The following is a 24,806-nucleotide window of genomic DNA, read 5'->3' as shown; positions in this document are numbered from 1 at the left end:
CTCTCTAGTATATGAGGTGTAATTTTAGTCTTCACACTAAATCTCAGGGAGGAAAAGTCATGACTGATCGTATCTCGTTAGAAAAGGAAGCAGTAGCATTCAGTGATGCAAATGCGCCTCATCCGCGTATCTATGAACTAGCACCGGAAGAAGGAAGAGCTTTACTAGAAGAAGTACAAGAATCACCTGTGAACAAATATTCCGTTGATATTGAAGACTTGATGGTGGATACTGGCGAATGGGGAAAACTCAATATTCGTCTCGTACGACCAGAAGGGAATATGGATAAATTACCAGTTATTTTTTATATTCATGGAGCAGGCTGGGTTTTTGGCAGTGCTCAAACCCATGATAAATTGATCAGAGAACTTGCGGTTCGTACGAATTCCGTCGTTGTCTTTCCAGAATATAGTCGATCACCAGAAGCAAAATATCCAACAGCAATTGAACAAAATTATGCTGTGTTGCAACAGCTGAATAAATTAGCCAAGTCAAAAAATCTGGATCTCGAGAATCTAATCGTTGCAGGAGATTCAGTAGGTGGTAACATGGCTACAGTCATGACGATCTTAACAAAAGAACGAAAGGGCCTCCCAATATCCAAGCAATTGCTGTATTATCCAGTCACAAACGCTGATTTTGATACAGATTCCTATCATGAATTCGGGGAAAACTATTTTTTGACAAGAGAAGGAATGATGTGGTTTTGGGATCAATACACGACGAATGAGGAAGAGCGTGCTGAAATCACAGCTTCGCCTTTGAGAGCAGACCTGAATGAACTAAATGATCTTCCTCCAGCAATGATTTTAACGGGAGAAGCGGATGTATTAAGAGATGAAGGTGAGGCTTATGCGCGCAAACTTCGTGATGCAGGGGTTCCTGTTACACAAGTACGCTTCCAAGGAATCATCCATGATTTTGTCATGGTAAATGCTATGGATCAGACAAAGGCAACGCGTGCAGCAATGGCATTATCTACTTCTTGGATCAAGAAAAAAGAATAAGCTTTGCTTGTCCACAGGAAAACTTCTTTTCAAAAACGGATTTTCTTAGGAAAAATGGCGAGTTTGACTAGTCAATCACTTGATTTTGTTTTACAATTAAAAAGAAACGACAGAACAAAGGAGAGCTTAAAAAATGGGCAAATTTCAAGTGATCGATCATCCATTGATTCAACACAAACTAACTATTATTCGGGACAAAAACTGCGGAACAAAGGTTTTTCGTGAAGTAGTCGATGAAATCGCTATGTTGATGGCATATGAAGTATCACGCGATATGCCGTTGGAAGACATCGTGATCGAAACACCGATCACTGAAACAACACAAAAAACGTTGTCTGGTAAAAAAGTAGCGATTATTCCAATCTTGCGCGCAGGTATTGGAATGGTTGACGGTATCTTGGAATTGATTCCAGCTGCTAAAGTGGGACATATCGGTCTTTATCGAGATGAAGAAACATTGGAACCACATGAATATTTCGTCAAACTTCCAGAAGACATTGATGCACGTCAGTTGTTTGTAGTAGATCCAATGTTGGCAACAGGCGGATCAGCAATCATGGCAATCGATGCATTGAAAGAACGTGGCGCGTCGAACATCAAATTTGTTTGTTTGGTAGCAGCACCTGAGGGAGTAAAAGCTTTGCAAGAAGCGCATCCTGATATTGACATCTATACAGCTTCTCTAGATGAAAAATTGAATGAACATGGTTATATCGTTCCTGGACTAGGGGATGCGGGTGACCGTTTGTTTGGTACAAAATAAGTAAATACGAAAAAGGGTGTGACACAGCTTTTGTCACATCCTTTTTTGGTCATTTTTAACGTTTGATGCAGAACAGCTTTTTCACAGCTTTCGTTTGCATATAAAAAAACCATCCCAAAAATGCAGAGATGGTCAAATTCAAATCTTTTTTAGTTCTTTGTAGTTAACGATTACTACACCCTTACTTTGCGTCATCAAGTTCGCATTTTCTGCAGTTTCATCAATCTCAACAACAGCGGAATTTTTCAATTGCTTTGAAATCGTTCCAGTTTGCGACTTGCCGTGAATTGTGAACATTACGTGAGTATTGATCTTGAATTTTTCACCAATTTCCGATGGTACGATAGTTGTATCAAATTTTCCAAAAGTTGCCATTTTCATAAAACCTGCCTTTCACATCAATTATACCACGTTTTATGAAAAATATCATGAAATTAAACTAATTTTCCATCGGACTCTTTACAATCAGCCAAATAGAGTATATAATTTCTTTTGGATAAGGCCAGCTTAGCTCAGTTGGTAGAGCAACGCACTCGTAACGCGTAGGTCGTAGGTTCGATCCCTATAGCTGGCATTAAAAGAGAAGACAGATGTATCAAGGATTTTTAATCCATTGATACATCTGTCTTTTTGTTTAAAGGAAATAAAGTATGCTTTCTTAGCAATAGAGCATGTATTATTTCTATAAAAATTTAGGAGAATAAAACGACTAGCAATATAGCTGTGAAATCAAATATCACATGAACTACCCAACTTGTAATGATCGAGTTGCTTTTAATGGCAGCTTGGTTGAATAACAATCTTGCCACCCCTTGTATCAAAAGGATGTGTGCTACAGTGTGTAAAATATTTCCATTATCATAAGTACTGTAATGGATAAATCCAAAGATGATTGCTGACAAGAAACTAGCGACAGGAATGCTGAACTTACTAGAAAAAATAGCGAGAAAATACACTGAGAACAATTCTTCTCCAAGTATCATGATAGGCAAAATAATAAATAATAACGGGCTGAAAGCCTCATTTATTGGATTGCCTGTTAAACCCCATTTCAAAATTTGTTGCAAAAATACCGAGACTGCGGCACTGATTACTACATTGATAAAAAAATATTTGGCTATATTTTTGACAGGAGCGACAGGTTTCGAGAACATATTTTTCGTATCTTTTTTACCAAAAACAAGTATAAATGCTATAAATCCAGTGATAGTTAAAGAAAAAATGCTAATGATGGATGGCGCAAATAGCAACCCTAACAAACCGAGTACAACGACAATAGTGCCCAATATCCCTTTTTTTAGTTCTATTTTTTTTCCTAAAATGTTATTCATGATAATAACTCCTACTATTCAGTTTTTGAAGATAGAGTCAGTATACATGAAGAGTTAAAATAGGCAATGTTTTTTTATGAATATTTGTATTGCTAAAAATTTATTTTATATATTCATTTTGATTATACTACTTTTATTTGTAAAAATTTTCTAGCAAAACCAAGTGCTTGCAACTGATTAAGCGTACAATTTTTTAGATGTTCCGGGCGTACTTCAATCATTTCAAAGGAGTTGCTACTTAAATCAATATTTTTTAAATCAGTATCAAAAAAGCTAGCATTTTCTAGATCATTAGTATAAAACATTGTTTTAGTGAGGGAACAGTCTACAAAATCTGCGCTTGATAAGACAGAGTGCTCAAAGTTACTTTCTTTTATGTTTGAACCAGATAAATTTACATAGTCCATTTTACAATTCTCGAATAACGTGTTCCCAATATAACTTTCCATCAATTTAGTACCTGTTAATTTACAATTGACAAATTTCACGCGATGCAACATGCTTTTTGTCAATATACAGCCTGAAAAATCACAGTTTTCGAATATACAGTCGGTAATCTCCATTCTTTGAAAATCATTGGAAGCAAAAAATGCATGCTTGAAAATAGATTTGTAAATAATTGGATGGCAGATTATTTGGTTTTCGATGACCTCTTTTTGTGAAAGGATATTATACAGTTCAAAATCTTCGTTTTCATAGATATGGAAAAAGGATCCTTTATTCAAGCTTGCTTCATTAACTTTAGGAAAAATCATATTTAATTACCTCCATTTTCATAAAGTCATATTAACAAAAGCTAAACCAACTCACATTAGCAGAAAATGAGATAGGTTTTCGCCTTTTTCGATAACGATAGTGTCGCTATCTCTTGAAACGTTCTTAGAATTGCCCTGAGAGACACAAATTAGGCGTAATTCTAATAAAAATCTTAGAATAAAAATTTTTACTGATTTAATTTAGAATGTTTTTAAAATAAAAATCGTTGCCATAACAGTGTATTGAAAGGTTTTAACAATCCAGTAATGATTTAAAAAAATCTAGATGTAGCGTATACTTTGTTTATAGAATGTAGTGGGAAGAAATATATTTTTGGGAGGAAATCGTGATGTCTAAAAGTGAAGAAATAGAAAACATGGTACTAAAATTATATGATCTCGTTTTAAATCCAGAGATCAAAGAAAAGGAACGTATACTTTTGATAGACGCAAAGACAGGCTTAGAAAAAGGTCAGTATTATCCTAAAGTCATAAATAATTTGGAACGTAGTTTACGTCCGTTAGCAATCAGGGGAGAATTGTCTAAACCAGTATCACCGTTTTATATGGAGATATCAACAATAGGAAAATTTGAAAAAGAATTAGGTCGAGGAATGGCTTCGGCACCGATTACTTTTGGGCATTTATAAAAACGAGTTATTCATCTCAATGAATTAAAAAGTATAGTCAATCACATAATGCAGGCTAGGTTCATTTATTTGAACAGAGTCTGTATTTTTTTATTCTAAATAAAGAAACAGATGTTTCTTTATATTGTATTTTATCCTTTAATTAACACAAAAACAGCTAGTATAAACTAATAATGTTAATTAAAAGTGTATTTTATGAAACTATCGTTATTTATTAATGTTGCATTTTTGTAAGTTAAAAATTGGAAATATAGATTGAAAAAATGAAAGTAATAAGTAAAATAAAATGAATATATGCGAAAAAATAATTTACATTAGGAAAAACCTTGTAAAAACAGTTTTTTGGCATATTTATTTTTTATAAATATTTGTAAAATAACTATCAATTTTTTAGTTAAAAGATTGGAAATGAGTGGGGGAGGAATTGAAGAAAGGATTTTTGAGAGATGATATAGTAGGTTTTATTTTTAGTTAAAATAGGGGAGATAGAAAAAATGAAAAAGTGTAGAAATATTATTTTATCAATGTTATTTATTATTACTAATATAACATCACTGATTCCTGTTCATGTCTATGCGGATGCAGGCAGAGATATCAGCAGTAATGTCACTTCGTTGACCGTGGACCCAACGAATATTACAGATGGAGGAAACATAAAAGTAAAATTCTCGTTTGACGAAAAAAAACAAAATATCCAACCAGGTGATTATCTTTGGATCAATTGGCCAAGTGAAGGAAATATTCGCGGTGAAGGATTCCAAAAAGAAATCCCATTAATGATTGAAAATAAAAATGTTGGAACTTTAACGGTCAGAAAAGATTCTGCGCAGGTTGTGTTTAATGAAAATATTAAAAACCTAGACTCAGTAGAAGGTTGGGGGCAATTTGAGATACAGGCCAGAAACGTAACCGATACCGGTGAAGAAAATACGGGACCATTCACCGTGACGAGCGGTGATAAAACAGCTACTGTAAATGTGACAAAGCCAGCTTCTGGTTCTTCTTCTAGCGTTTTTTATTATAAAACAGGAGACATGCTACCTGAAGATACTAAGCACATTCGATGGTTTTTGAATATTAACAATAACGGCACTTATGTTGAACAACCAGTTAAAATCAGTGATGAAATCCAAAGTGGACAAAGATTAGATCCAAGTACGTTTGAAATTAATCAAATACACTTAGGTGAACAGAAGGTTTATAGAGGAGAAGAGGGAATCCAACAATTTTTACAAGATTTCCCCGGCGCTACATTTAATTTTTCAGTAACTGATAATTACATTGAAATAACTATACCAAAAAACTTTGTCAATCTTAGGAAAATAATGGTGAGTTATAAGACGATCATAGAAAACCCAGAACAAATAAATTTTGAGAATCATTCGGAAGCTTGGTTTAAAGAATTTAATAAACCTGCTGTTGATGGAGAAAGTTTCAATCATACAGTTAAAAATATTTCAGCTTCTGGTGGAGTCAACGGTACAGTTAGAGGCGAATTGAAGATTTTCAAATATATCAATGACACAGAGATTGGTATCCCAAATGTGACTTTCGAATTAAGACGAGCAGATGAACAGCCTATTCAAGGACAGTCTAGTATCCTGTTGACTTCGAATGAACAGGGAGAAGCTAGTATCAAAGGCCTGCAAGTAGGAGACTATGTTGTAAAAGAAAAAGAAGCACCCAATTGGATTGATTTTGATCCACTAAGTTCAAATGAACTCAAATTCTCCATAAACGAAAATGATACAGAGGGAGTCAGTTTACCTATTTATAACAAGAAAAAGGTTACGAACATCACAGCAACTAAAATTTGGAACGGTGGAACCACTCCAAGACCGAGTATTTATTTTAAATTATTCAGAGCAAGTACAAACAATTGGGAACCAGTTCCTGATGCAGAAACAAAACGATTAGACAATGGAATAACTTCAGTGACTTGGGAAGATATCCAACAGTATGATGATAGTGGAAACGAATATACGTTTAAAGTGCAAGAAGTAGATCAAAACGGAAATGATTATGTCCCTTCAGGTTATCAAAAAATTGAAAACGGGCTAGTCGTTACAAATGAGAATAAAGAAGTCATTTCAGTCTCAGGACAAAAAACATGGGAAGACAATGAGAACCAAGACGGCAAACGACCGACGACGATCATAGTAAATCTATTAGCCGACGGTCAACCGATCCAACACAAAGAAGTAAGTGAAAAAGATGATTGGCGCTATCGTTTCACGAATCTGCCAAAATACAGAGACGGGCAAGAAATCATCTATACTGTAACGGAAGACAACGTGCCCGAATACAGTACGACAATTGAAGGGTATAACATCAAAAACAGTTATACACCGGGTAAAACTAGTTTAAGCGCTACTAAAGTATGGGATGATGGAAATAACCAAGATGGGCTACGACCTCAAAGTATCCAAGTCCAGCTATATGCTAATAACCAAAAAATAGGCGAAGCAGTAGAACTGAGCGAGGAGAATCACTGGACGACCACGTGGAACGAATTGGCAGAAAAGGCGAAAGGTCAAGCTATCACTTATCGAGTGGAAGAGTTGACCAAAGTAGCTGGCTATACCAGTGAAGTTAAACAAACAAAGGATGGAAACATCGTTATTACCAATACCCATGTACCAGAAACCAAAGAGGTTTCTGGACAAAAAACATGGGAAGACAATGAGAACCAAGACGGCAAACGACCGACGACGATCACAGTAAATCTATTAGCCGACGGTCAACCGATCCAACACAAAGAAGTAAGTGAAAAAGATGATTGGCGCTATCGTTTCACAAATCTGCCAAAATACAGAGACGGGCAAGAAATCATCTATACTGTAACGGAAGACAACGTGCCCGAATACAGTACGACAATTGAAGGGTATAACATCAAAAACAGTTATACACCGGGTAAAACTAGTCTAAGCGCTACTAAAGTATGGGATGATGGAAATAACCAAGATGGGTTACGACCTCAAAGTATCCAAGTCCAGCTGTATGCTAATAACCAAAAAGTAGGCGAAGCAGTAGAACTGAGCGAGGAGAATCACTGGACGACCACGTGGAACGAATTGGCAGAAAAGGCGAAAGGTCAAGCTATCACTTATCGAGTGGAAGAGTTGACCAAAGTAGCTGGCTATACCAGTGAAGTTAAACAAACAAAGGATGGAAACATCGTTATTACCAATACCCATGTACCAGAAACCAAAGAGGTTTCTGGACAAAAAACATGGGAAGACAATGAGAACCAAGACGGCAAACGACCGACGACGATCACAGTAAATCTATTAGCCGACGGTCAACCGATCCAACACAAAGAAGTAAGTGAAAAAGATGATTGGCGCTATCGTTTCACAAATCTGCCAAAATACAGAGACGGGCAAGAAATCATCTATACTGTAACGGAAGACAACGTGCCCGAATACAGTACGACGATTGACGGGTATAACATCAAAAACAGTTATACACCGGAAAAAACAAATATATCTATACCAGGTAGCCATATAACACCGTGGAAAAATTTTCCAGAGAAGACAGAGAGAGAGAAAATTAGAAATCTATTCTCTCAAAAATTGCAAATATTTGCTCATACAGGAGAATCCAGCGAACAAAGAAGCAATTATATTAGTAAGAGAGCTGTACCTAAACAGATAACAAATAAATCAAAAAGCATTCTTCCTAAAACAAGTAGTAAAAAATCTAGTTTTGCTGTAATCATTGGTTTATTGATAGTAACTATCTGTGCTGGGATATTCTTACAAAAATATAAAAAAGTTTAGTTAGAATATAATATTTTTTGTTAAATATGACTGAAATCAAAAGAATAAAATTCCGATTTATAATCGAAAAAAGAAGCATTTTTATATATGCTTCTTTTTTCGTAGAATCAATAAATATGGATTTGGCTAACTATGGAAGAATACTCGTATTAGTTTTCAGCGTTCATACTAGTTGTTACATTGTTTGATTGGCCAAAAGAATTTCTGATATATTTTGTGCTAAATAAAGAAAAAGACGCTTGAATTGGGAAATAAGAAAACTACTCTATCATTACAAATTTTCATAAACTGGCAGATGTTCTAAGTAAGCAAGTATTTTTTCAAAGTCGGAAAAATCTATGATCAACGTAGTGGTATTGATATTTGGATGAAAGCCTACGGTATCTTGACGATCAATAGCAGCATCGATCACGACTTGGATTTGTTTCTCTTTGTCGTGCATCAATGCTAATGGAGTTACTGTACCTGCTGGAACGCCTAGGAGGTCAGGAAGCTGTTCTTCAGAAACAAAAGATAAGCGCTTTTCTTTTAATTGTTCAGCTAGTTCTTTTAAATCGGCATGCTTTTCATCAGGCAAGATGACAAGATAGATTTGTTTTCCTTTTCTTGATTTCAATAATAGATTTTTTACTTGCGGACCAGGTAGGGAAAAAGGGACATTTTTGACTGACGTAATCGCAGGATGATCGACTTTTTGAAAAGAGATATCCAGTTTTTTTAGTAGTTCATAAGCTTCTTGTTCGGTTGCACGACTCATCGCGCATCACCCTCCTTTTTTTATTAGTGTATCATAAAAAAGAGTTGACAAATGAAAAATAATCATGTAAATTACACGTAAAGTTAAAATAAATGACATCGAAAAGAAGAGTAGCCGTTAGGTGTTTTTAGAGAGTCTCTGGTTGGTGGAAAGAGGCAGCAGTTAACCGTGAAACACATCTTGGAGTCGATTTTCTGAAGCGTATAGTAGGAAAATCCGGGGAGCCCGTTACAGCTGCGGTCGTTGCTAGATGACCAGATAAGGCTGGCTTTTCCGTGAGGAGCCGGTAAAAAAAGGTGGAACCACGTGATTAACGTCCTTTGATCTTCGGATCAAAGGACGTTTTGTTTTCATCTGAACGGCAACGACTGTGTGAGGTTTTTTCTGTAAGGAAAAAATAAACAGAGGTGGAACCACGTATAATACGTCCTCTTGGCATTTGCCAAGAGGATTTTTTTATTTTAAAGGAGGAAAAGAAGATGGAGTATTTGATTGAAGTTATGCCGCAATTATTAGTAGGAGCACTCACAACATTGAAATTATTTTTATTTACCTTGATTGGCTCATTACCATTAGGGATTGTTTTAGCATTAGGATTGTCTTTGCATTTTAAGCCGCTACGCTACTTGCTTCAAACATATGTGTGGGTTATGCGGGGAACACCGCTGTTGTTGCAACTGATTTTTATTTTTTATGGGTTGCCGACGATTGGGATCGTTTTTGATCGTTTCGAAGCAGCACTCATTGCCTTTATCTTAAACTATGCAGCTTATTTTGCAGAGATCTTTCGTGGAGGGATACAATCGATTCCTCAAGGTCAATATGAAGCAGCGCAAGTTTTGCAATTAAGTCCCTTTCAAACGGTGACGAAAATCGTCATCCCACAAGTGACAAAGATTGTTTTACCTTCTGTAGGGAATGAAGTTATCAACTTGGTCAAAGATTCTTCCTTGATCTATATATTAGGTTTAGGTGACGTAATGCGTGCTGGGAAAATCGCGATGGAACGCGACGCGACTTTACTGCCTTTGCTAGGCGTGGCAATCATCTATCTTACATTGACTGGTATTCTAACAATCGTAATGAAACAAGTTGAAGGAAAATTAAATTATTACCGCTAACTGATAGGAGGAAGAAATATGATTGAATTGAAGAAAGTGAACAAAGCATTTGGTGAAAAAAAAATAATCAAAGATTTGAATCTAATCATTCCAGATGGGAAAACATTAGCTATCGTAGGGCCTTCCGGTGGCGGTAAAACCACGCTTTTACGTATCTTGGCTGGCTTAGAAAGTTCTGACAGCGGAGAATTTTATTTAGATGGTGTACCGTTCAACCCATTCGAGCTTAAAATGAAAGAACAAGTTGTAGGAGTCGTATTCCAAGACTTCCAGCTATTTCCACATCTGAATATTTTTGAAAACATTACCTTAGCACCAAAAATGGTATTGAAACAGACAAAAGAAGAATACACCAAAAAAGCAGAAGAATTAGCGGCTTCATTAGGGATTAGTGATTTATTGAATAACTATCCTTATCAGCTTTCTGGCGGACAAAAACAGCGGGTAGCGATTGCCAGAGCATTGGCTATGAATCCACGGGTATTGGCTTATGATGAACCAACAAGTGCTTTAGATCCTGAATTACGCCAGCAAGTCGAGCGTTTGATCCTATCATTGAAAGAAGATGGGGTAACCCAAATTATTGTCACCCATGATTTAGTATTTGCAGAAAATGTCGGTGATCAATTACTAAAAGTTTCCCCAATTCATTAAGAAAGGAGAAGATAGAGATGAAAAAAACCAGTTTTCTATTCGCTTTGATCGCAGGTCTTCTTCTTTTTGCAGGCTGTTCGAACAAAAAAACTTCAGCAGATAATTGGGCGACTATCAACGAAGAGAAAAAAATCGTTATAGGTTTAGACGATACATTTGTTCCTATGGGATTTAGAGATAAAGACGGGAAGCTCACAGGATTTGATATTGATTTAGCCAAAGCAGTCTTTGAACAATATGGGATTACGGTAGACTTTCAGCCCATTGACTGGTCAATGAAGGAATTTGAACTGAACAATGGAACGATCGATTTGATATGGAACGGCTATTCCAAAACGCCGGCAAGAGAAAAGAAAGTGCAATTTACAAAACCTTATATGGAAAACGATCAAGTGCTGATCACACCTAAAGAATCAGGAATCACAAACTTTGGACAAATGAATAATAAGAGATTAGGTGCGCAAAATGGGTCATCTGGTTATGATGTATTTACGAAACAACCAGAAGTATTAAAAGAGATAGTCAAAAACCAAGATGCTGTTTTGTATGATAGTTTTAATGAAGCATTGATCGATCTGAAAAGCAGACGGGTCGATGGTCTGCTGATGGATAAAGTATACGCAGACTATTATTTGAAACAAAGAAACGAACTAGAAGACTTCAACATAACAAAAGGTTCTTATGAAAGTGAGGATTTTGCAGTTGGTGCACGAAAGTCAGATAGTACATTAGTGAAAAAAATCAATGAAGCCCTAGATCAACTAGAGAAAACAGGTGAATTCCAAAAAATATCCGATAAATGGTTTGGCGAAGATGTTACGCCGAGAAATTAACAAATAGGGGACTGTGACAAAAGACGTGTCACAGTCCCTTTTTCCGAATAAACAGTATTCTCCTGCCAACTCCTTGTGACTCGGAGCTGAATGGCAGGCTCACAACCTCTTGGTAAACGGTGTTCAAAAGCCAGTTTCTCGGTATTAAGCCAAATTTATGCAAAAATGTAGAAAGCCATTTTCACAAAATTTTTCTTACTACTCGAAACTAAGCGACTTTTTCACAACCTCTTTCTTAAACGGTGTTCAATCAGCTGACTCTCGGTATTAGCTCAAAAAACGGCAAAATATGAGGAACTATTTTGCCGTTTGTTTCTCTAATACTCAGGTCAAAGTGCTGATTTCACAACCTCTTGGTAAACGGTGTTCAAAAGCTTGCATCTGCGGTAATAAATCCAGCCAAGTAAAAACATAAGAAGCTGTTTTTATTTGGCTGTTCTTATTACTTGATGCAGGGCAGCTTTTTCACAACCTCTTATACACGGTGTTCCAGAAGTAGCTTCTTCGAAAAATAAGCCGAAATTTTACAAAACTTTGAGAAGCAATTTTCGTACATTACTTCTTGTTTCTTGAAGCTGACCACTTCTGTCACAACCTCCTTTACATAATTTTATTTTGTTGTGGAAGGGGTTTCGTGTTATTCTAAAAGAGGAACGATTGAAGGTTATAGGAAAGGAAGAGATGAATGGAACACAAAGAACTTACCTCATTTCCAAAAGATTTTCTGTGGGGCTCTGCTTCTGCAGCGTATCAAGTAGAAGGAGCTTGGCAAGAAGATGGGAAAGGAGAATCAGTCTGGGATCGATTTGTACGGATACCTGGAAAGACATTTAAAGGAACGAACGGTGATTTGGCAGTAGACCACTATCATCGTTATAAAGAAGATATTGCTTTAATGAAAGAACAAGGTCTGAAAGCTTACCGATTCTCTGTAGCTTGGACACGGATTTTTCCTAATGGACGAGGAGAAGTCAATCAAGCTGGGCTCGCTTTTTATGAGAGATTGATCGACGAATTGATTGAAAACGATATCGAACCTATGTTGACTTTATATCATTGGGATCTTCCACAAGCATTGCAAGATGAATATAATGGTTGGGAATCACGTCAGATCATTGAAGATTTCACTCATTATGCAGAAACATTATTTGAGGCATTCCGCGGGAAAGTCCATTACTGGATTAGTTTGAATGAACAAAATATCTTCACTTCATTAGGTTATTTGTTAGCAGCACATCCGCCAGGTGTGACAGACCCGAAACGAATGTATGAAGTTAACCATATTGCTAATTTAGCAAATGCATCTGTCATCAATAAATTTCACGAGTTAGAAATGCCTGGAAAAATCGGACCAAGCTTTGCGTATACGCCAAATTATCCAATTGACAGTAATCCTGAAAATGTTCTGGCTGCTGAAAATGCAGAAGACCTGATGGCCAATTATTGGATGGATGTCTATATGTGGGGAAAATATCCGATTGCTGCCATGAGGTTCTTAGAAGAAAAAGGATGGGCACCAACGATTGAAGCTGGCGATGCAGAATTGCTAGAATCTGCTAAACCAGATTTTCTTGGGATCAATTACTATCAAACGGCGACGAATGCATTCAATCCATTAAACGGAGTTGGTGCAGGAAAAATGAATACGACAGGAAAAAAAGGTTCATCAGAAGAAACTGGAGTTCCTGGAATGTATAAAAAAGTTGAGAATCCATTTGTCGAACGAACAAATTGGGACTGGGAGATTGACCCAGAAGGATTAAGGATCGGACTGCGTCGTATCACAAGCCGTTACCGCATGCCGGTACTGATTACGGAAAATGGCTTAGGAGAGTATGACAAGTTGACAGAAGATAAACAAATCCATGACGACTATCGAATCAATTACTTACAAAGCCACGTCAAAGCCATCAAAGAAGCAATTTCGGATGGAGCAGAAGTCCTAGGCTATTGCACCTGGTCTTATACAGATTTGCTTAGCTGGCTGAACGGTTATCAAAAGCGATATGGATTTGTATATGTTGATCAAGATGAAACACAAGAAGGATCTTTGGAACGATACAAGAAAGACAGTTATTACTGGTATCAAAAACTGATTGAACAAAATGGAGAGAACCTTTAGTTCACATACTTAAAACAAGAAGGTACGGCTGGATATGGCCGTGCCTTTTTTTGATAAAATCGTTTAGAAATTAAGAAAAACTGTAAAATAAGCTGAAAAATGAAAGAAAGCGTCAGTTCTTTCAAACAAAACTTTAGTTCCCTTACTTTTTTTTGTATAATGAAACTTGATGAAATGAGGGATAATAAATGGCACAAAAGAAACGGCCTACTAAAAAAAGGAAAAAGACGAAAAAAACGAAAAAGCAAAAACAGCAGCAGGAACAAATGCTGACGATTGGTGTTGGGTTTGCCTTGATTTTATTTGCTGTCTTCGGCTTTTTAAAATTAGGTTTTTTAGGAATATTGATTGCAAACGGCTTTCGGATCATTGCAGGAAATACTTACCAAATCCTCTGTCTTTTATTAGCCGTATTAGGATTTTGGATTGTCATTAAGAATACAGAGTTTTCAATTGGTAAAAACCGACGCTGGTTTGGCGGCATACTCTTTTATTTCGGTATCTTATTATTGTTACATGCCCATTTATTTGGCAAACTCCATACTGGGGAACCAAATATCATGGGGACGACATGGGATTTGTTAGCCAGTGATATAAAACAAAGTCAAGTAGACAATAACGTTGGTGGTGGGATGATTGGAGCAATCCTTTATCATTTTACTTACTTCTTGATTGCACAGCCTGGAAGTTATTTAGCAGCAGTGCTATTACTGGCAGGAGGAGCATTCCTGTTCAGTAATCTGGAAGGCTATCAGCTGTTAAATGGTATCCAATCAATTGGAGAACGAGTACAGGAATTATTGGAAGGTGATCCTGCCAAGCAAGCTCGAAAGCAAGCGGCAAAGGAAGAGAGAATGAAACAGCGCGCAGAAGCGAAAGAAGCAAGGCGCTTAGCTGCAAAAGAAGCTGCAGAAAAAGAAGCTGCAGAATATGAGAAGAAAAAAGCGGTGAGCCAGCAAAGGGAAAATACTGCTGATGAATGGCAGGAACCAGAAAATACAGAGCCGGAGCAGCTAAGTTTTGTTCCAATCGACAGTTTTCAAGAAAATATCCATCCTGCGAATCTAGAGAAACCAGTACCAGATACACCAAAACAGACCAATACAGCAGAAGGTTTTTCAGATGAGTTGCCAGAGGATGACGGTACCTCATTAGAATTTGAGATTGAAGCAGAACAGGAAAATCAAGACTATGAATTACCGACAGTTGATTTGCTTGATTCTATACCAACTGTGGATCAAAGTGATGAGTATAAAAAAATTGAAAAAAATATCGGCGTATTAGAACAAACTTTCCAAAGTTTCGGTGTCGATGCCAAGGTCGTCAAAGCCAGCTTAGGACCATCCGTCACAAAATTCGAAGTCCAGCCGGCTGTAGGGGTAAAAGTAAGTAAAATTGTGAACTTAACAGATGATATCGCGCTTGCTTTAGCGGCGAAAGATGTCCGGATGGAAGCACCGATTCCAGGTAAATCACTGATTGGTATTGAAGTACCAAATGGAAAGATCAGTATGGTTTCCTTTAGAGAAATCATCGAAGCACAACCAAACCACCCAGATAAATTACTAGAAGTACCTTTAGGACGTGATGTTTCTGGACGGGTACAAACGGCTGATCTTTCGAAGATGCCTCACTTACTCGTGGCTGGTTCGACTGGTAGTGGGAAATCAGTAGCAATTAATGGGATCATCACAAGTATATTAATGCGTGCTAAGCCCCATGAAGTAAAACTGATGATGATCGATCCGAAAATGGTTGAATTGAATATGTACAACGGCATACCTCATCTGTTGACGCCGGTCGTGACGAACCCTAGAAAAGCAGCGCAAGCCTTACAAAAAGTAGTACAAGAAATGGAAGAACGATATGAAAAATTCGCGGCAACCGGAGTAAGAAATATTTCTGGTTACAATGAATTTGTTCAACAGAAAAACTTGGAAAACGGAACGAAACATCCAACCTTACCATTCATCGTAGTGATCGTAGATGAATTAGCTGATTTGATGATGGTAGCCAGCAATGAAGTTGAAGATGCGATTATTCGTTTAGCGCAAATGGCTCGGGCAGCGGGGATTCATATGATCCTAGCTACTCAACGTCCAAGTGTGGATGTTATCACAGGAATCATCAAAGCAAATGTACCTTCCAGAATGGCATTTGCGGTATCAAGCGGTACAGATTCTCGGACGATCATTGATTCTAATGGGGCAGAAAAGCTCTTAGGGCGAGGAGATATGCTATTCTTGCCAATGGGTGAGAATAAACCGATCCGTGTGCAAGGAGCATTCATTTCTGACCACGAAGTAGAACGGGTCGTTCAATTTGTTACAGATCAGCAAGAAGCTCATTATGAAGAGAAAATGATGCCGACAGATGAAGTTGAAACGACAGGTGCTCCAGAACAGCCACAAGATGAGCTGTTTGAAGAAGCAAAAGCACTTGTCGTTGAAATGCAAACAGCAAGTATTTCCCTTCTCCAAAGAAGATTTCGGATCGGTTACAACCGAGCAGCACGTTTAGTAGATGAACTGGAAGCTCATGGAGTTGTTGGCCCGTCAGAAGGAAGCAAGCCTCGGAAAGTATTCATTGAGCAGGAAGAAACATCAGAACCGTTGCCGGACGATAATGACATGTAAAACTTGTGTGATGAAGGGTTGAAAAACGAATAACCAATAAAAAGACAAGGCATGATGATACCAAAAGAAAAAATGGTTTTTTTCCATCTTTTCTAATACGGTATGATGTCTTGTCTTTTTAGTTTTTGTGAGATTAAAGTTCTATTCGATTTATTTGTGAAGTATTGCATTAAGGAAATGAATCATGTATAGTATGTAGCGAAACTTTGAGAAAAAGAGGGAAAATACTTTGGAAAAACAGTCCATTTATGGCTTGACGAATGAAGAATTAATCAATTGGTTTATAGAAAACGGCGAGAAAAAATTCCGAGCTGCCCAAGTTTGGGAATGGTTGTATCAAAAACGTGTAAGTAATTTCACAGAAATGACGAATCTATCGAAACAATTGATCGAAAAATTATCGGAGCATTTTATCATCAATCCTCTAAAACAGATGGTCGTCCAAGAAGCTTCGGATGGTACAGTAAAATATTTGTTTGAACTCCCTGATAAAAACATGATTGAGACTGTACTGATGAGACAAGAATATGGCTTGTCAGTTTGTGTGACGACACAAGTAGGATGTAATATCGGCTGTACGTTTTGTGCAAGCGGGCTGCTCAAAAAGAACCGTGATCTGACTGCTGGAGAAATTGTTGCACAGATCATGATGGTCCAACATTATTTTGATGAGCGCAATCTTGGCGAACGCGTTTCACACGTCGTTGTAATGGGGATCGGTGAGCCATTTGATAATTACGACAATGTAATGGACTTTTTGCATATCATCAATGATGCCAAAGGATTGGCAATTGGTGCTCGGCACATTACAGTTTCCACTAGTGGATTAGCACACAAAATCAAGGAATTCGCTAATAACGGCTTGCAAGTCAATCTGGCTATTTCCTTGCACGCGCCGAATAATGAGGTGCGAACATCGATCATGCGGATCAACCGAAGTTTCCCAATTGAGAAATTGATGGAAGCTGTGGATGAGTATTTAGAGAAAACAAACCGTCGAATCACGTTTGAATATATCATGTTGAATCAAGTAAATGATAGACCAGAGCATGCGCAACAATTAGCAGATCTATTAAAAGATAAGAAAAAATTAGCATATGTCAACTTGATTCCATATAATCCAGTCAGTGAACATGATCAATATTCTCGCAGTCCAAAAGCTGATGTATTGAGATTTTATGATGTATTGAAGAAAAACGGCGTAAACTGTGTGATACGTAAAGAACATGGTACAGATATTGATGCAGCTTGCGGACAATTGCGAAGCAAGCAAATGAAAAAAACAGTTGCCAAATAATCGTAGCCTACTCGTTTTTTCAATTACCATAAAAGGAGCAGTTTTCTTAATTAAGGAACTGTTCAACTTAAATAAGAGAAAAGATTCTATAGCGAAAGCTATAAAGCTTTTTTTGACAAGAAAAACCCTCATCAAGCAAAGAAATGTCCTCAATTTGATGACAGCCTGCTTGATGGGGGTTTTAGCAATTATTTAACTGATTTTCTTATATCCTTGCTGGCTTTCTTGTGTAGCATGATAAGTTTCTACGTCAAGAATGGCCTGTTTAAATTTTTCTCGGGTGATTTCATAAGGCACATGTTTAATATCATTTGTTGCCATGGCTTTATCTAAGATTGCTTCTAAATCGGTCGTGACATTGAGATTCATGTCGGTTAACGATACTGGAAGTTGGTTCTTTTTCATAAACACATAGATTTTATCAAACAAATCGAACTGCTGATCCATCATCAATAAGGTCAGTACACCATAACTGACAGATGCTCCGTGAAGGTATCCCTCCATTTTTTCTAGAACAGTCGTACCGTAATAGAATGAGTGTGCCATAGCAGAATTATAGTTATTGTTAACTAAAACAGAAACCAATCCGGTAGTAACAATGATATCCGAAACGACTTGTTCAATTGCATATGAGGGACGATCGTCGGCACTATCTTTCAATGCTTGCGTACCATAAGTCAAGAGACGATCAATGCACATTTTTCCGATTTGGATTCCTAATCTATCCGTGTAGCCTAGATCATCGCCACGAGCAGAAAAAGTAGATTCGACTTCTTTGGATAAAGCATCGCCAATACCTGCCCATAAGTATTTATCAGGTGCTTCGGCAATAATTGCTGTATCAATGAAGGTGTGTACAGGTGGTTTTGAAGGAAAGAAGAGTCCGTCCATTACGCCTTCTTCGTTATAGATGACACATACCGCAGTGACGGGCGAACAGTTCGAACCAATAGTGGGAAAGGTGAAGACTGGTTTAGCTAGTTTTTCACCAATGACTTTTACAGTATCGCAAGCACGGCCACCACCGACTGCAAACAGGACGTCTGCTTTTTGGACACTTTCATGCTGGATCAACTGTTCAATATTTCCATAAGTTGAATTACCCCCGTACCAGAGACTGGCGACAACCTCTATTTCCTGTGTCAAAGCTACTTTTATTTTGTTTTCTGCCTTTGAAAGTGCAGTCTTCCCTCCAATCAGCACTACTTTTGTCCCATATTCTTTGACGATTCCATTTGCTTTTTCATACGCATCTGTTCCAATGGTATAATTTGGTAAGAAAACACTTTGACTCATATTCATTTCCTTCTTTCTTCGTTGAAACGGGTTAAAATTTTAAAGAGTGATCGATCTGACTGCGGCTGTAGATGGAGTAGAGGTGAACCTAAGACAGGATAAGTGATGAATAAGGTGGCATGAACACCTTGAAATCATCAATAAGTATCCTAAAAACGAACAAGTACAAAAACATTGAAAACGACAATAATGAATTTTTGTTCCTCTTAGTATTTCTACCGATTCCCTTTGCTTTTTTGTAATTATCTAAAAATTCTAAAAATTAAGATTATTATATGAAAACAGGTTTTATTTGTCAATTCATAATTGGTTTTTTTTAAAGCAAAAGATAATCTATATCATGATGAACAAACAGAGTTTTTTCCTCCAATTGATGGCTTTCCTGATCTTTCCTATTTTGAATAAAGTGTTTCTGTATAATTTTTTTATTTTATAAGTAAGATAAATAATGAAAGAATAGAGATACTGATTGGTAGCTAAAGATTTTTGAGCGAGAACATTTCGTTTTTTCAAAAGGACTGTTAGAATAAGCAAGAACAAGGGGGAAGACGTATGATAATCAGTGAATTTGACCGTAATAATCCAGTATTGAAAGATCAGCTTTCTGATTTACTGAGACTGACTTGGCCGGAAGAATATGGAGACAGCTCGGCAGAAGAAGTAGAAGAAATGATGAATCCAGAACGAATCGCGGTAGCAGCGGTAGACCAAGATGAGTTAGTAGGATTTATTGGTGCAATCCCTCAATACGGTATCACAGGTTGGGAATTGCATCCATTAGTTGTAGAAAGCTCCCGACGAAAGAACCAAATAGGTACTCGATTAGTCAATTACTTAGAAAAAGAAGTAGCTTCCAGAGGAGGAATCACGATTTATTTAGGTACGGATGATTTAGACCATGGAACAACGTTAAGTCAAACGGACCTGTATGAGCATACATTTGATAAAGTGGCTTCCATCCAGAACCTTCGTGAACATCCGTATGAATTCTATGAAAAATTAGGTTATAAAATCGTAGGTGTCTTACCAAATGCAAATGGCTGGGACAAACCGGATATTTGGATGGCAAAAACGATTATTCCTCGACCAGATTCTCAATAATAAAAAGAGGTTGTGACAGAAGTGATCAGCTTCAAGAAATAAGAAGGAATTTACGAAAATTACTTCTTGAATTTTTGTGAAATTCCAACTTATTTCCGAAGAAGCTACTTTTGGAACACCGTTTAAGGAAGAGGTTGTGAAAAAGTCGCTTAGTTTCGAGTATTAAGAAAAATTTTGTGAAAATGGCTTTCTACATTTTTGCATAAATTTGGCTTAATACCGAGAAACTGGCTTTTGAACACCGTTTATTCGGAATAAGGGACTGTGACAAGACTTTTGTCACAGTTTCTTTTTATTTATTCTTTTTTATCTTTGTATGGCAATAATAGACAATATAACGAAAATTATTTAATGGCTTTTGGAAGACCATGGAAAACCTTGTACAAAGCTATTTTTTTCTGAAAAATTCCTTGAAACCTCACGAAAAAATCATTATTTTATGAAAAAGACAAAAAAAAGTGTTGATTTTTTAATAATTATTCATTAAACTCTTAAACAACTTCAGAAAATATTAATTATTCTGAAAATTCCAATAAAGGGGTACGTAAAATGAAAAAGAAATTTACATTTGGTTTGGTTGCGGTATGCGGCCTTGTACTTGCTGGATGTTATGGCGGCAGTTCAGCCACAAGCAACAGTAGTTCAGCAAAAAGCGGTTCAGCAGATGGAGGAGGCGTATTTAACTTAGTCGTGCCTCAAGAAATGCCTACAGCTGACTTATCAGTTGCAACAGATACAATCAGTTTTACAGCATTGAATAACGTTTATGAAGGAATTTACCGTCTTGATGAAGACAGCAAACCACAGCCGGCAGGAGCTAGCGAGTTGGCAGAAGTCAGTGAAGACGGATTAACTTACAAAATCAAATTACGAGAAGACGCAAAATGGTCAAATGGTGATCCTGTGACAGCAGCGGATTACGTTTATGGCTGGCAACGAACAGTAGACCCAGCTACAGCTTCTGAATATGCTTACCTGTATGCGCCAGTTGAAAATGCAGAAGACATCACAGCTGGAAAGAAAGATAAATCAGAACTAGGGATCAAAGCAGTTGGTGACTATGAATTAGAAATCAAATTGACGAAACAAACACCATATTTCCAATATCTGCTTGCTTTCCCATCATTTTTCCCACAAAAACAATCCGTAGTGGAAGAAAATGGGGATGCCTATGCATCTGCAAGTGATAAAGCTGTTTATAATGGACCATTCACATTAGAAGATTTTGATGGACCAGGAACAGATACAGAATGGACTTATAAGAAAAATGACCATTACTGGGACAAAGATACAGTAAAACTTTCTGAAATCAAAGTCAGTGTAGTAAAAGAATCTTCTACTGCATTGAACTTATTCAAAGATGGCCAAGCAGATGACGTGATCTTGTCTGGTGAGTTAGCACAGCAAAACGCAAACGATCCAGCTTATACTTCTGTTAAAGAAGCACGGACAAGCTATATCGAATTCAATCAACGTGAAAAGAATTCACCATTCAACAATGTGAACCTAAGAAAAGCTATTTCTTATTCTATCGATCGTGAAGCTTTAGTAAAACAAGTACTAGGTGACGGATCAGTTGTCTCTACAGGATTGATCCCATCAGATATGGTAAAAAGTCCAACAACGAACGAAGACTTTGCAAAAGAAGCTGGAAAATTAGTTTCTTATGACAAAGATAAAGCAAAAGAATATTGGGAAAAAGCGAAAAAAGAATTGGGCGTTGATTCTTTAGAATTTGATTTGATGGCTTCTGATGATGATTCATCGAAAAAAGTAATCGAATATGTTCAAAACTCAATCCAAGAAAACTTGGATGGCGTAACAGTCAAACCAACACCTGTTCCATTCTCTGTACGTCTTGACCGCTCAACTTCGGGTGATTTTGACGCAGTACTAGGCGGATGGGCTGCTGACTATGCAGACCCAAGCAGCTTTACTGATTTGTTTGTCACAGGTAATTCATACAACCGTGGTCGCTGGAGCAATGCAGAATATGACGAAGCAGTTAAAGCAGCTTCATCAACAGACGCTGGCGATGAACAAGCCCGTTGGGATGATTTCCAAAAAGCAATCAAGATCATCTCTGATGATATGGGTGTCGTTCCGGTGTACCAAAAAGCAGAAGGTCACCTAGTGAATGAAAAAATCAAAGGTATCGTTCACCATGCGGCAGGCGCTTCATGGGATTACAAATGGACATACGTTGAAGAATAATCGTTAATACCGTGAGCATGAGAAAAAACGAGGCTGCGGCAAATGTCGCAACCTCGTTCTCATATTCACTTATCCTAACAAAGAAAAAAGCATGAAAATAGCAGAAAGAGCAATTAGTATTCCGGCAATGATCAGCCAAAAGCTGTACATACCGTAGCTGGCAGACGAGAGCGAGGAAAATTCTGGTTTTTTCTTTCGGTTCCTTGTTCGTGCAAGATGGACCGATCGCTGAAAATGATCGAAGAAACCCGAAGAAAAGACCCATAAAAAACCGCCGATAATCAGAAACGGCAATGACCATAAGAATAGATCATTAGATAATTGAATGAGTGTAAAGGAATGGTTGATGAGATTTTTTATTAAAATAACCAGAATCAGTAGAAAAGCTACTGCGTAGGGGATAGATTTTTTTTTCATTTGATTGCTCCTTTATTTTTGGTTCATTATCTAATAATGTAGCGAAACATCTGTCAGAAGTCAAAAGCTAGGGGGAAACATTAGTGAATAGTTATATCAAATATGTATTAAAACGTGTCTTTTTCATGATCATCACGCTTTGGTTAATTGCAACAATCACCTTTTTCTTGATGCAATTGCTGCCGGGCACGCCATATACGAATCAGGAACGTTTGAGTCCTGAAACAATCGAGATGCTAAATAAACAAGTCGGTTTGGATAAACCAGTTATCGTACAATATGGGATTTATCTTTCTAATTTGCTTCAAGGAGATTTTGGAATTTCCTTCCAATTTAAAAACCAGCCAGTCGCACATTTGTTAGCTGGAAGAATCGGACCATCCTTGCAGTTAGGTTTACAGGCAATTATCTTTGGAACAGTCCTAGGGACGATTTTAGGAACGATCTCTGCCATGAAGCAAAATACATGGGCAGATACATCTTCTACACTCGTAGCGATATTAGGTCGTTCCATTCCAAACTTTGTATTTGCTGTTTTATTACAATATATCTTTGCAATCAAATTACAAGTTTTGCCAATCGCAAAATGGGATGGCTTTGTGTACACAATCTTACCAACAATTGCGTTGGCCATGTCGCCGCTTGCTGACTCTGCTCGGTTTATCCGTACGGAAATGGTGGAAGTACTGCATAGTGATTATGTGGAATTAGCAAAAGCAAAAGGATTGAGCCGTTGGGAAATCGCCTTTAAACATGGTCTTCGAAATAGTTTGATTCCATTGATGACTTTATTAGGACCGTTAGCTGTAGCATTGATGACCGGATCACTGGTGGTAGAAAATATCTTTGCTATTCCTGGTATCGGGGAACAATTCGTTAAGTCAATCACAACAAATGATTATCCTACGATCATGGCTGTAACGATCCTTTACTCATTTATGCTGATTTTTGTTATTTTGATCGTGGATCTATTGTACGGTCTAGTTGATCCAAGAATTCGTGTTTCAGAAGGGAGCCGAGGATAAATGGAAATGATACCAAAGCGTTATGAAACAGTTGCAGATATCCCTGCGGATGAATTTCTTCCATTACAAAAAAATACCGAAGAAGAACGTGAACAGATTACTGCACCTTCTTTGAATTTTATCCAAGATTCATGGCGCCGTTTAAAGAAAAACAAAGCTGCCGTTATTTCAATGGTTTTACTATTGGTCATCATTTTGATCTCTGTGATCACAATCTTTGTTTCTCCTCATGATCCAACTGCCCAAAACGTGGCTTATATCAATTTGCCTCCTCGTATTCCGGGAATCAATATCGATGGATTGAATGGAAAAGCAATGGTCGGTGGTGAACTTGTTGATAAATATGCTCAAGCAAACGTCCCTTCAAACGTAAATTTCTTTTTAGGAACAGATGGTTTGGGACGTGATGTATTAAGCCGCTTATTTATGGGAACGAGAATCTCGTTGCTGATCGCATTTATTGCTGCATTACTAGATGTAACGATTGGTGTAGCTTACGGGTTGGTTTCTGGTTTGTTAGGCGGACGTGTCGATAACGTGATGCAACGTTTTTTGGAAATCTTGTCAGGAATTCCAAACCTCGTTGTCATGATTTTGATGTTGGTCGTTTTTGAACCAGGAATTTTTTCAATCGTGGCTGCTATGGCCATCACAAACTGGATACCAATGGCACGTATCGTTCGTGCACAAACAATGAAATTAAAAGATCAAGAATATGTTTTAGCTGGATTGACATTAGGTGAATCAAGAATGAAAATTGCATTCAAACATATTTTGCCGAATATCTCTAGTGTTATTATTATTCAAATGATGTTTAGTATTCCATCTGCTATTTTCTTCGAAGCCTTTTTAAGCTTTATCGGTTTAGGTCTTACACCTCCATCAGCTTCATTAGGAACAATGTTGAGCGAAGGGTACAAGACATTCCTGTATCTGCCTTATCTGTTATGGATTCCGGCAGTAACTTTATCGGTTATCATGATTGGCTTTAACTTACTTGCTGATGGATTGCGTGATGCCTTTGATCCTAAAATGAAAGAGTGAA

Annotated in this window: 21 protein-coding genes, 1 tRNA gene, 1 pseudogene and 1 other annotated feature; of the genes and pseudogenes, 16 read left to right on the top strand and 7 right to left on the bottom strand. The window is 37.4% G+C overall.

The genetic code is table 11. From position 1 onward, the window contains the following. The first annotated feature begins 59 nt into the window (after nucleotides 1-59). A complete protein-coding gene (locus IGL31_RS10585; RefSeq protein ID WP_002300133.1) occupies nucleotides 60-1,007 on the top strand; it encodes an alpha/beta hydrolase in 948 nt (315 codons plus the stop codon). Nucleotides 1,008-1,140: 133 nt separating this feature from the next. Beyond that, nucleotides 1,141-1,770 (top strand): uracil phosphoribosyltransferase, encoded by a 630-nt coding sequence (upp, locus tag IGL31_RS10580; RefSeq protein WP_002294095.1) that lies wholly within the window; start codon nucleotides 1,141-1,143, stop codon nucleotides 1,768-1,770. A 138-nt stretch (nucleotides 1,771-1,908) separates the two neighbouring features. Here the strand turns inward: upp and IGL31_RS10575 are convergent, their stop codons facing one another. Beyond that, a complete protein-coding gene (locus IGL31_RS10575; protein ID WP_002294094.1) occupies nucleotides 1,909-2,151 on the bottom strand; it encodes a hypothetical protein in 243 nt (80 codons plus the stop codon). Nucleotides 2,152-2,271: 120 nt separating this feature from the next. Here IGL31_RS10575 and IGL31_RS10570 point away from each other — a divergent pair. Further along, nucleotides 2,272-2,344, top strand: a tRNA-Thr gene (locus IGL31_RS10570). Between the two features lie 118 nt (nucleotides 2,345-2,462). Here the strand turns inward: IGL31_RS10570 and IGL31_RS10565 are convergent. Next, nucleotides 2,463-3,101: a CPBP family glutamic-type intramembrane protease gene (locus IGL31_RS10565; RefSeq protein ID WP_086300278.1), complete on the bottom strand. Its 639-nt coding sequence runs from the start codon at nucleotides 3,099-3,101 to the stop codon at nucleotides 2,463-2,465. Nucleotides 3,102-3,223: 122 nt separating this feature from the next. After that, complete coding sequence (locus IGL31_RS10560) at nucleotides 3,224-3,856, bottom strand: pentapeptide repeat-containing protein (protein WP_002300136.1); 633 nt, start codon at nucleotides 3,854-3,856, stop codon at nucleotides 3,224-3,226. A gap of 350 nt (nucleotides 3,857-4,206) precedes the next feature. Between IGL31_RS10560 and IGL31_RS10555 the strand changes: the two genes are divergently transcribed. Together IGL31_RS10555 and IGL31_RS10550 are read left to right on the top strand one after the other, a co-directional pair. Next, a complete protein-coding gene (locus tag IGL31_RS10555; protein ID WP_002289237.1) occupies nucleotides 4,207-4,506 on the top strand; it encodes a bacteriocin immunity protein in 300 nt (99 codons plus the stop codon). A gap of 494 nt (nucleotides 4,507-5,000) precedes the next feature. After that, on the top strand, nucleotides 5,001-8,288 hold the full coding sequence (locus IGL31_RS10550) for a Cna B-type domain-containing protein (RefSeq protein ID WP_430619397.1): 3,288 nt from the start codon (nucleotides 5,001-5,003) through the stop codon (nucleotides 8,286-8,288). Between the two features lie 271 nt (nucleotides 8,289-8,559). Here the strand turns inward: IGL31_RS10550 and IGL31_RS10545 are convergent, their stop codons facing one another. Continuing rightward, complete coding sequence (locus IGL31_RS10545; protein ID WP_010728102.1) at nucleotides 8,560-9,045, bottom strand: prolyl-tRNA synthetase associated domain-containing protein; 486 nt, start codon at nucleotides 9,043-9,045, stop codon at nucleotides 8,560-8,562. Between the two features lie 89 nt (nucleotides 9,046-9,134). After that, nucleotides 9,135-9,369, top strand: a binding site (T-box leader). A 155-nt stretch (nucleotides 9,370-9,524) separates the two neighbouring features. Here IGL31_RS10545 and IGL31_RS10540 point away from each other — a divergent pair. The 7 genes from IGL31_RS10540 to IGL31_RS10510 all read left to right on the top strand — a co-directional run bounded on the left by IGL31_RS10540 (nucleotide 9,525) and on the right by IGL31_RS10510 (nucleotide 17,904). Further along, nucleotides 9,525-10,166: an amino acid ABC transporter permease gene (locus IGL31_RS10540; RefSeq protein WP_002289240.1), complete on the top strand. Its 642-nt coding sequence runs from the start codon at nucleotides 9,525-9,527 to the stop codon at nucleotides 10,164-10,166. An 18-nt stretch (nucleotides 10,167-10,184) separates the two neighbouring features. Beyond that, nucleotides 10,185-10,820 carry an amino acid ABC transporter ATP-binding protein gene (locus IGL31_RS10535; protein ID WP_002299692.1) on the top strand — a complete coding sequence of 212 codons (636 nt, stop codon included), beginning with the start codon at nucleotides 10,185-10,187 and terminating at the stop codon, nucleotides 10,818-10,820. Between the two features lie 17 nt (nucleotides 10,821-10,837). Then, nucleotides 10,838-11,653, top strand: a complete 816-nt coding sequence (locus tag IGL31_RS10530) for an amino acid ABC transporter substrate-binding protein (protein ID WP_002289242.1) — start codon at nucleotides 10,838-10,840, stop codon at nucleotides 11,651-11,653. Nucleotides 11,654-12,338: 685 nt separating this feature from the next. Further along, entirely contained in the window at nucleotides 12,339-13,775 is a 1,437-nt protein-coding gene (locus IGL31_RS10525; RefSeq protein WP_086300279.1) for a glycoside hydrolase family 1 protein, read from the top strand. A gap of 188 nt (nucleotides 13,776-13,963) precedes the next feature. Continuing rightward, entirely contained in the window at nucleotides 13,964-16,411 is a 2,448-nt protein-coding gene (locus IGL31_RS10520) for a DNA translocase FtsK (RefSeq protein WP_086300280.1), read from the top strand. Nucleotides 16,412-16,640: 229 nt separating this feature from the next. Continuing rightward, nucleotides 16,641-17,708, top strand: coding sequence for a 23S rRNA (adenine(2503)-C(2))-methyltransferase RlmN (gene rlmN / locus IGL31_RS10515; protein WP_002293986.1), 1,068 nt, complete (start codon nucleotides 16,641-16,643; stop codon nucleotides 17,706-17,708). After that, nucleotides 17,698-17,904 (top strand): hypothetical protein, encoded by a 207-nt coding sequence (locus IGL31_RS10510; protein ID WP_002307236.1) that lies wholly within the window; start codon nucleotides 17,698-17,700, stop codon nucleotides 17,902-17,904. Before rlmN ends, IGL31_RS10510 begins: the two co-directional genes overlap by 11 nt. On the opposite strand, the gene IGL31_RS10505 is transcribed toward IGL31_RS10510, so the two are convergent. Then, complete coding sequence (locus tag IGL31_RS10505; protein WP_002303623.1) at nucleotides 17,901-19,004, bottom strand: iron-containing alcohol dehydrogenase family protein; 1,104 nt, start codon at nucleotides 19,002-19,004, stop codon at nucleotides 17,901-17,903. The genes IGL31_RS10510 and IGL31_RS10505 overlap by 4 nt on opposite strands. Before the next feature lie 552 nt (nucleotides 19,005-19,556). On the opposite strand from IGL31_RS10505, the gene aac(6') reads away from it, so the two are divergent. Further along, complete coding sequence (aac(6'), locus tag IGL31_RS10500) at nucleotides 19,557-20,105, top strand: aminoglycoside N-acetyltransferase AAC(6')-Ii (protein ID WP_002293989.1); 549 nt, start codon at nucleotides 19,557-19,559, stop codon at nucleotides 20,103-20,105. A 295-nt stretch (nucleotides 20,106-20,400) separates the two neighbouring features. Here aac(6') and IGL31_RS10495 read toward each other — a convergent pair. Further along, nucleotides 20,401-20,475: pseudogene (locus IGL31_RS10495) on the bottom strand (ribonuclease P); the annotation flags it as partial. A 179-nt stretch (nucleotides 20,476-20,654) separates the two neighbouring features. Here IGL31_RS10495 and IGL31_RS10490 point away from each other — a divergent pair. Further along, a complete protein-coding gene (locus IGL31_RS10490) occupies nucleotides 20,655-22,319 on the top strand; it encodes a peptide ABC transporter substrate-binding protein (RefSeq protein ID WP_002299119.1) in 1,665 nt (554 codons plus the stop codon). 69 nt (nucleotides 22,320-22,388) lie between these two features. Here the strand turns inward: IGL31_RS10490 and IGL31_RS10485 are convergent, their stop codons facing one another. Beyond that, a complete protein-coding gene (locus IGL31_RS10485) occupies nucleotides 22,389-22,736 on the bottom strand; it encodes a DUF3899 domain-containing protein (protein WP_002293992.1) in 348 nt (115 codons plus the stop codon). Between the two features lie 83 nt (nucleotides 22,737-22,819). On the opposite strand from IGL31_RS10485, the gene opp3b reads away from it, so the two are divergent. After that, nucleotides 22,820-23,761 (top strand): oligopeptide ABC transporter permease, encoded by a 942-nt coding sequence (opp3b, locus tag IGL31_RS10480; RefSeq protein ID WP_002293573.1) that lies wholly within the window; start codon nucleotides 22,820-22,822, stop codon nucleotides 23,759-23,761. Further along, a complete protein-coding gene (locus IGL31_RS10475) occupies nucleotides 23,762-24,805 on the top strand; it encodes an ABC transporter permease (protein WP_002293994.1) in 1,044 nt (347 codons plus the stop codon). The last annotated feature ends 1 nt before the right edge of the window (nucleotide 24,806 follow it).

This window comes from Enterococcus sp. MSG3290 (genome assembly GCF_050555565.1).
GTDB classification, from domain to species: domain Bacteria; phylum Bacillota; class Bacilli; order Lactobacillales; family Enterococcaceae; genus Enterococcus_B; species Enterococcus_B faecium.
Note: the sequence above shows the minus strand (reverse complement) of the source record. Positions and strands in the feature narration are given on the sequence as shown.

What these genes read in the sequence shown, in the direction of transcription:
- IGL31_RS10555 (WP_002289237.1), top strand. Translation starts at nt 4,207, where the DNA reads ATGTCTAAAAGTGAAGAAATAGAAAACATGGTACTAAAATTATATGAT.
- IGL31_RS10490 (WP_002299119.1), top strand. Translation starts at nt 20,655, where the DNA reads ATGAAAAAGAAATTTACATTTGGTTTGGTTGCGGTATGCGGCCTTGTA.
- IGL31_RS10520 (WP_086300280.1), top strand. Translation starts at nt 13,964, where the DNA reads ATGGCACAAAAGAAACGGCCTACTAAAAAAAGGAAAAAGACGAAAAAA.
- IGL31_RS10530 (WP_002289242.1), top strand. Translation starts at nt 10,838, where the DNA reads ATGAAAAAAACCAGTTTTCTATTCGCTTTGATCGCAGGTCTTCTTCTT.
- upp (WP_002294095.1), top strand. Translation starts at nt 1,141, where the DNA reads ATGGGCAAATTTCAAGTGATCGATCATCCATTGATTCAACACAAACTA.
- IGL31_RS10485 (WP_002293992.1), bottom strand. Translation starts at nt 22,736, where the DNA reads ATGAAAAAAAAATCTATCCCCTACGCAGTAGCTTTTCTACTGATTCTG.
- IGL31_RS10550 (WP_430619397.1), top strand. Translation starts at nt 5,001, where the DNA reads ATGAAAAAGTGTAGAAATATTATTTTATCAATGTTATTTATTATTACT.
- IGL31_RS10575 (WP_002294094.1), bottom strand. Translation starts at nt 2,151, where the DNA reads ATGAAAATGGCAACTTTTGGAAAATTTGATACAACTATCGTACCATCG.
- IGL31_RS10535 (WP_002299692.1), top strand. Translation starts at nt 10,185, where the DNA reads ATGATTGAATTGAAGAAAGTGAACAAAGCATTTGGTGAAAAAAAAATA.
- IGL31_RS10475 (WP_002293994.1), top strand. Translation starts at nt 23,762, where the DNA reads ATGGAAATGATACCAAAGCGTTATGAAACAGTTGCAGATATCCCTGCG.
- IGL31_RS10525 (WP_086300279.1), top strand. Translation starts at nt 12,339, where the DNA reads ATGGAACACAAAGAACTTACCTCATTTCCAAAAGATTTTCTGTGGGGC.
- IGL31_RS10505 (WP_002303623.1), bottom strand. Translation starts at nt 19,004, where the DNA reads ATGAGTCAAAGTGTTTTCTTACCAAATTATACCATTGGAACAGATGCG.
- IGL31_RS10585 (WP_002300133.1), top strand. Translation starts at nt 60, where the DNA reads ATGACTGATCGTATCTCGTTAGAAAAGGAAGCAGTAGCATTCAGTGAT.
- IGL31_RS10560 (WP_002300136.1), bottom strand. Translation starts at nt 3,856, where the DNA reads ATGATTTTTCCTAAAGTTAATGAAGCAAGCTTGAATAAAGGATCCTTT.
- IGL31_RS10545 (WP_010728102.1), bottom strand. Translation starts at nt 9,045, where the DNA reads ATGAGTCGTGCAACCGAACAAGAAGCTTATGAACTACTAAAAAAACTG.
- IGL31_RS10540 (WP_002289240.1), top strand. Translation starts at nt 9,525, where the DNA reads ATGGAGTATTTGATTGAAGTTATGCCGCAATTATTAGTAGGAGCACTC.
- IGL31_RS10565 (WP_086300278.1), bottom strand. Translation starts at nt 3,101, where the DNA reads ATGAATAACATTTTAGGAAAAAAAATAGAACTAAAAAAAGGGATATTG.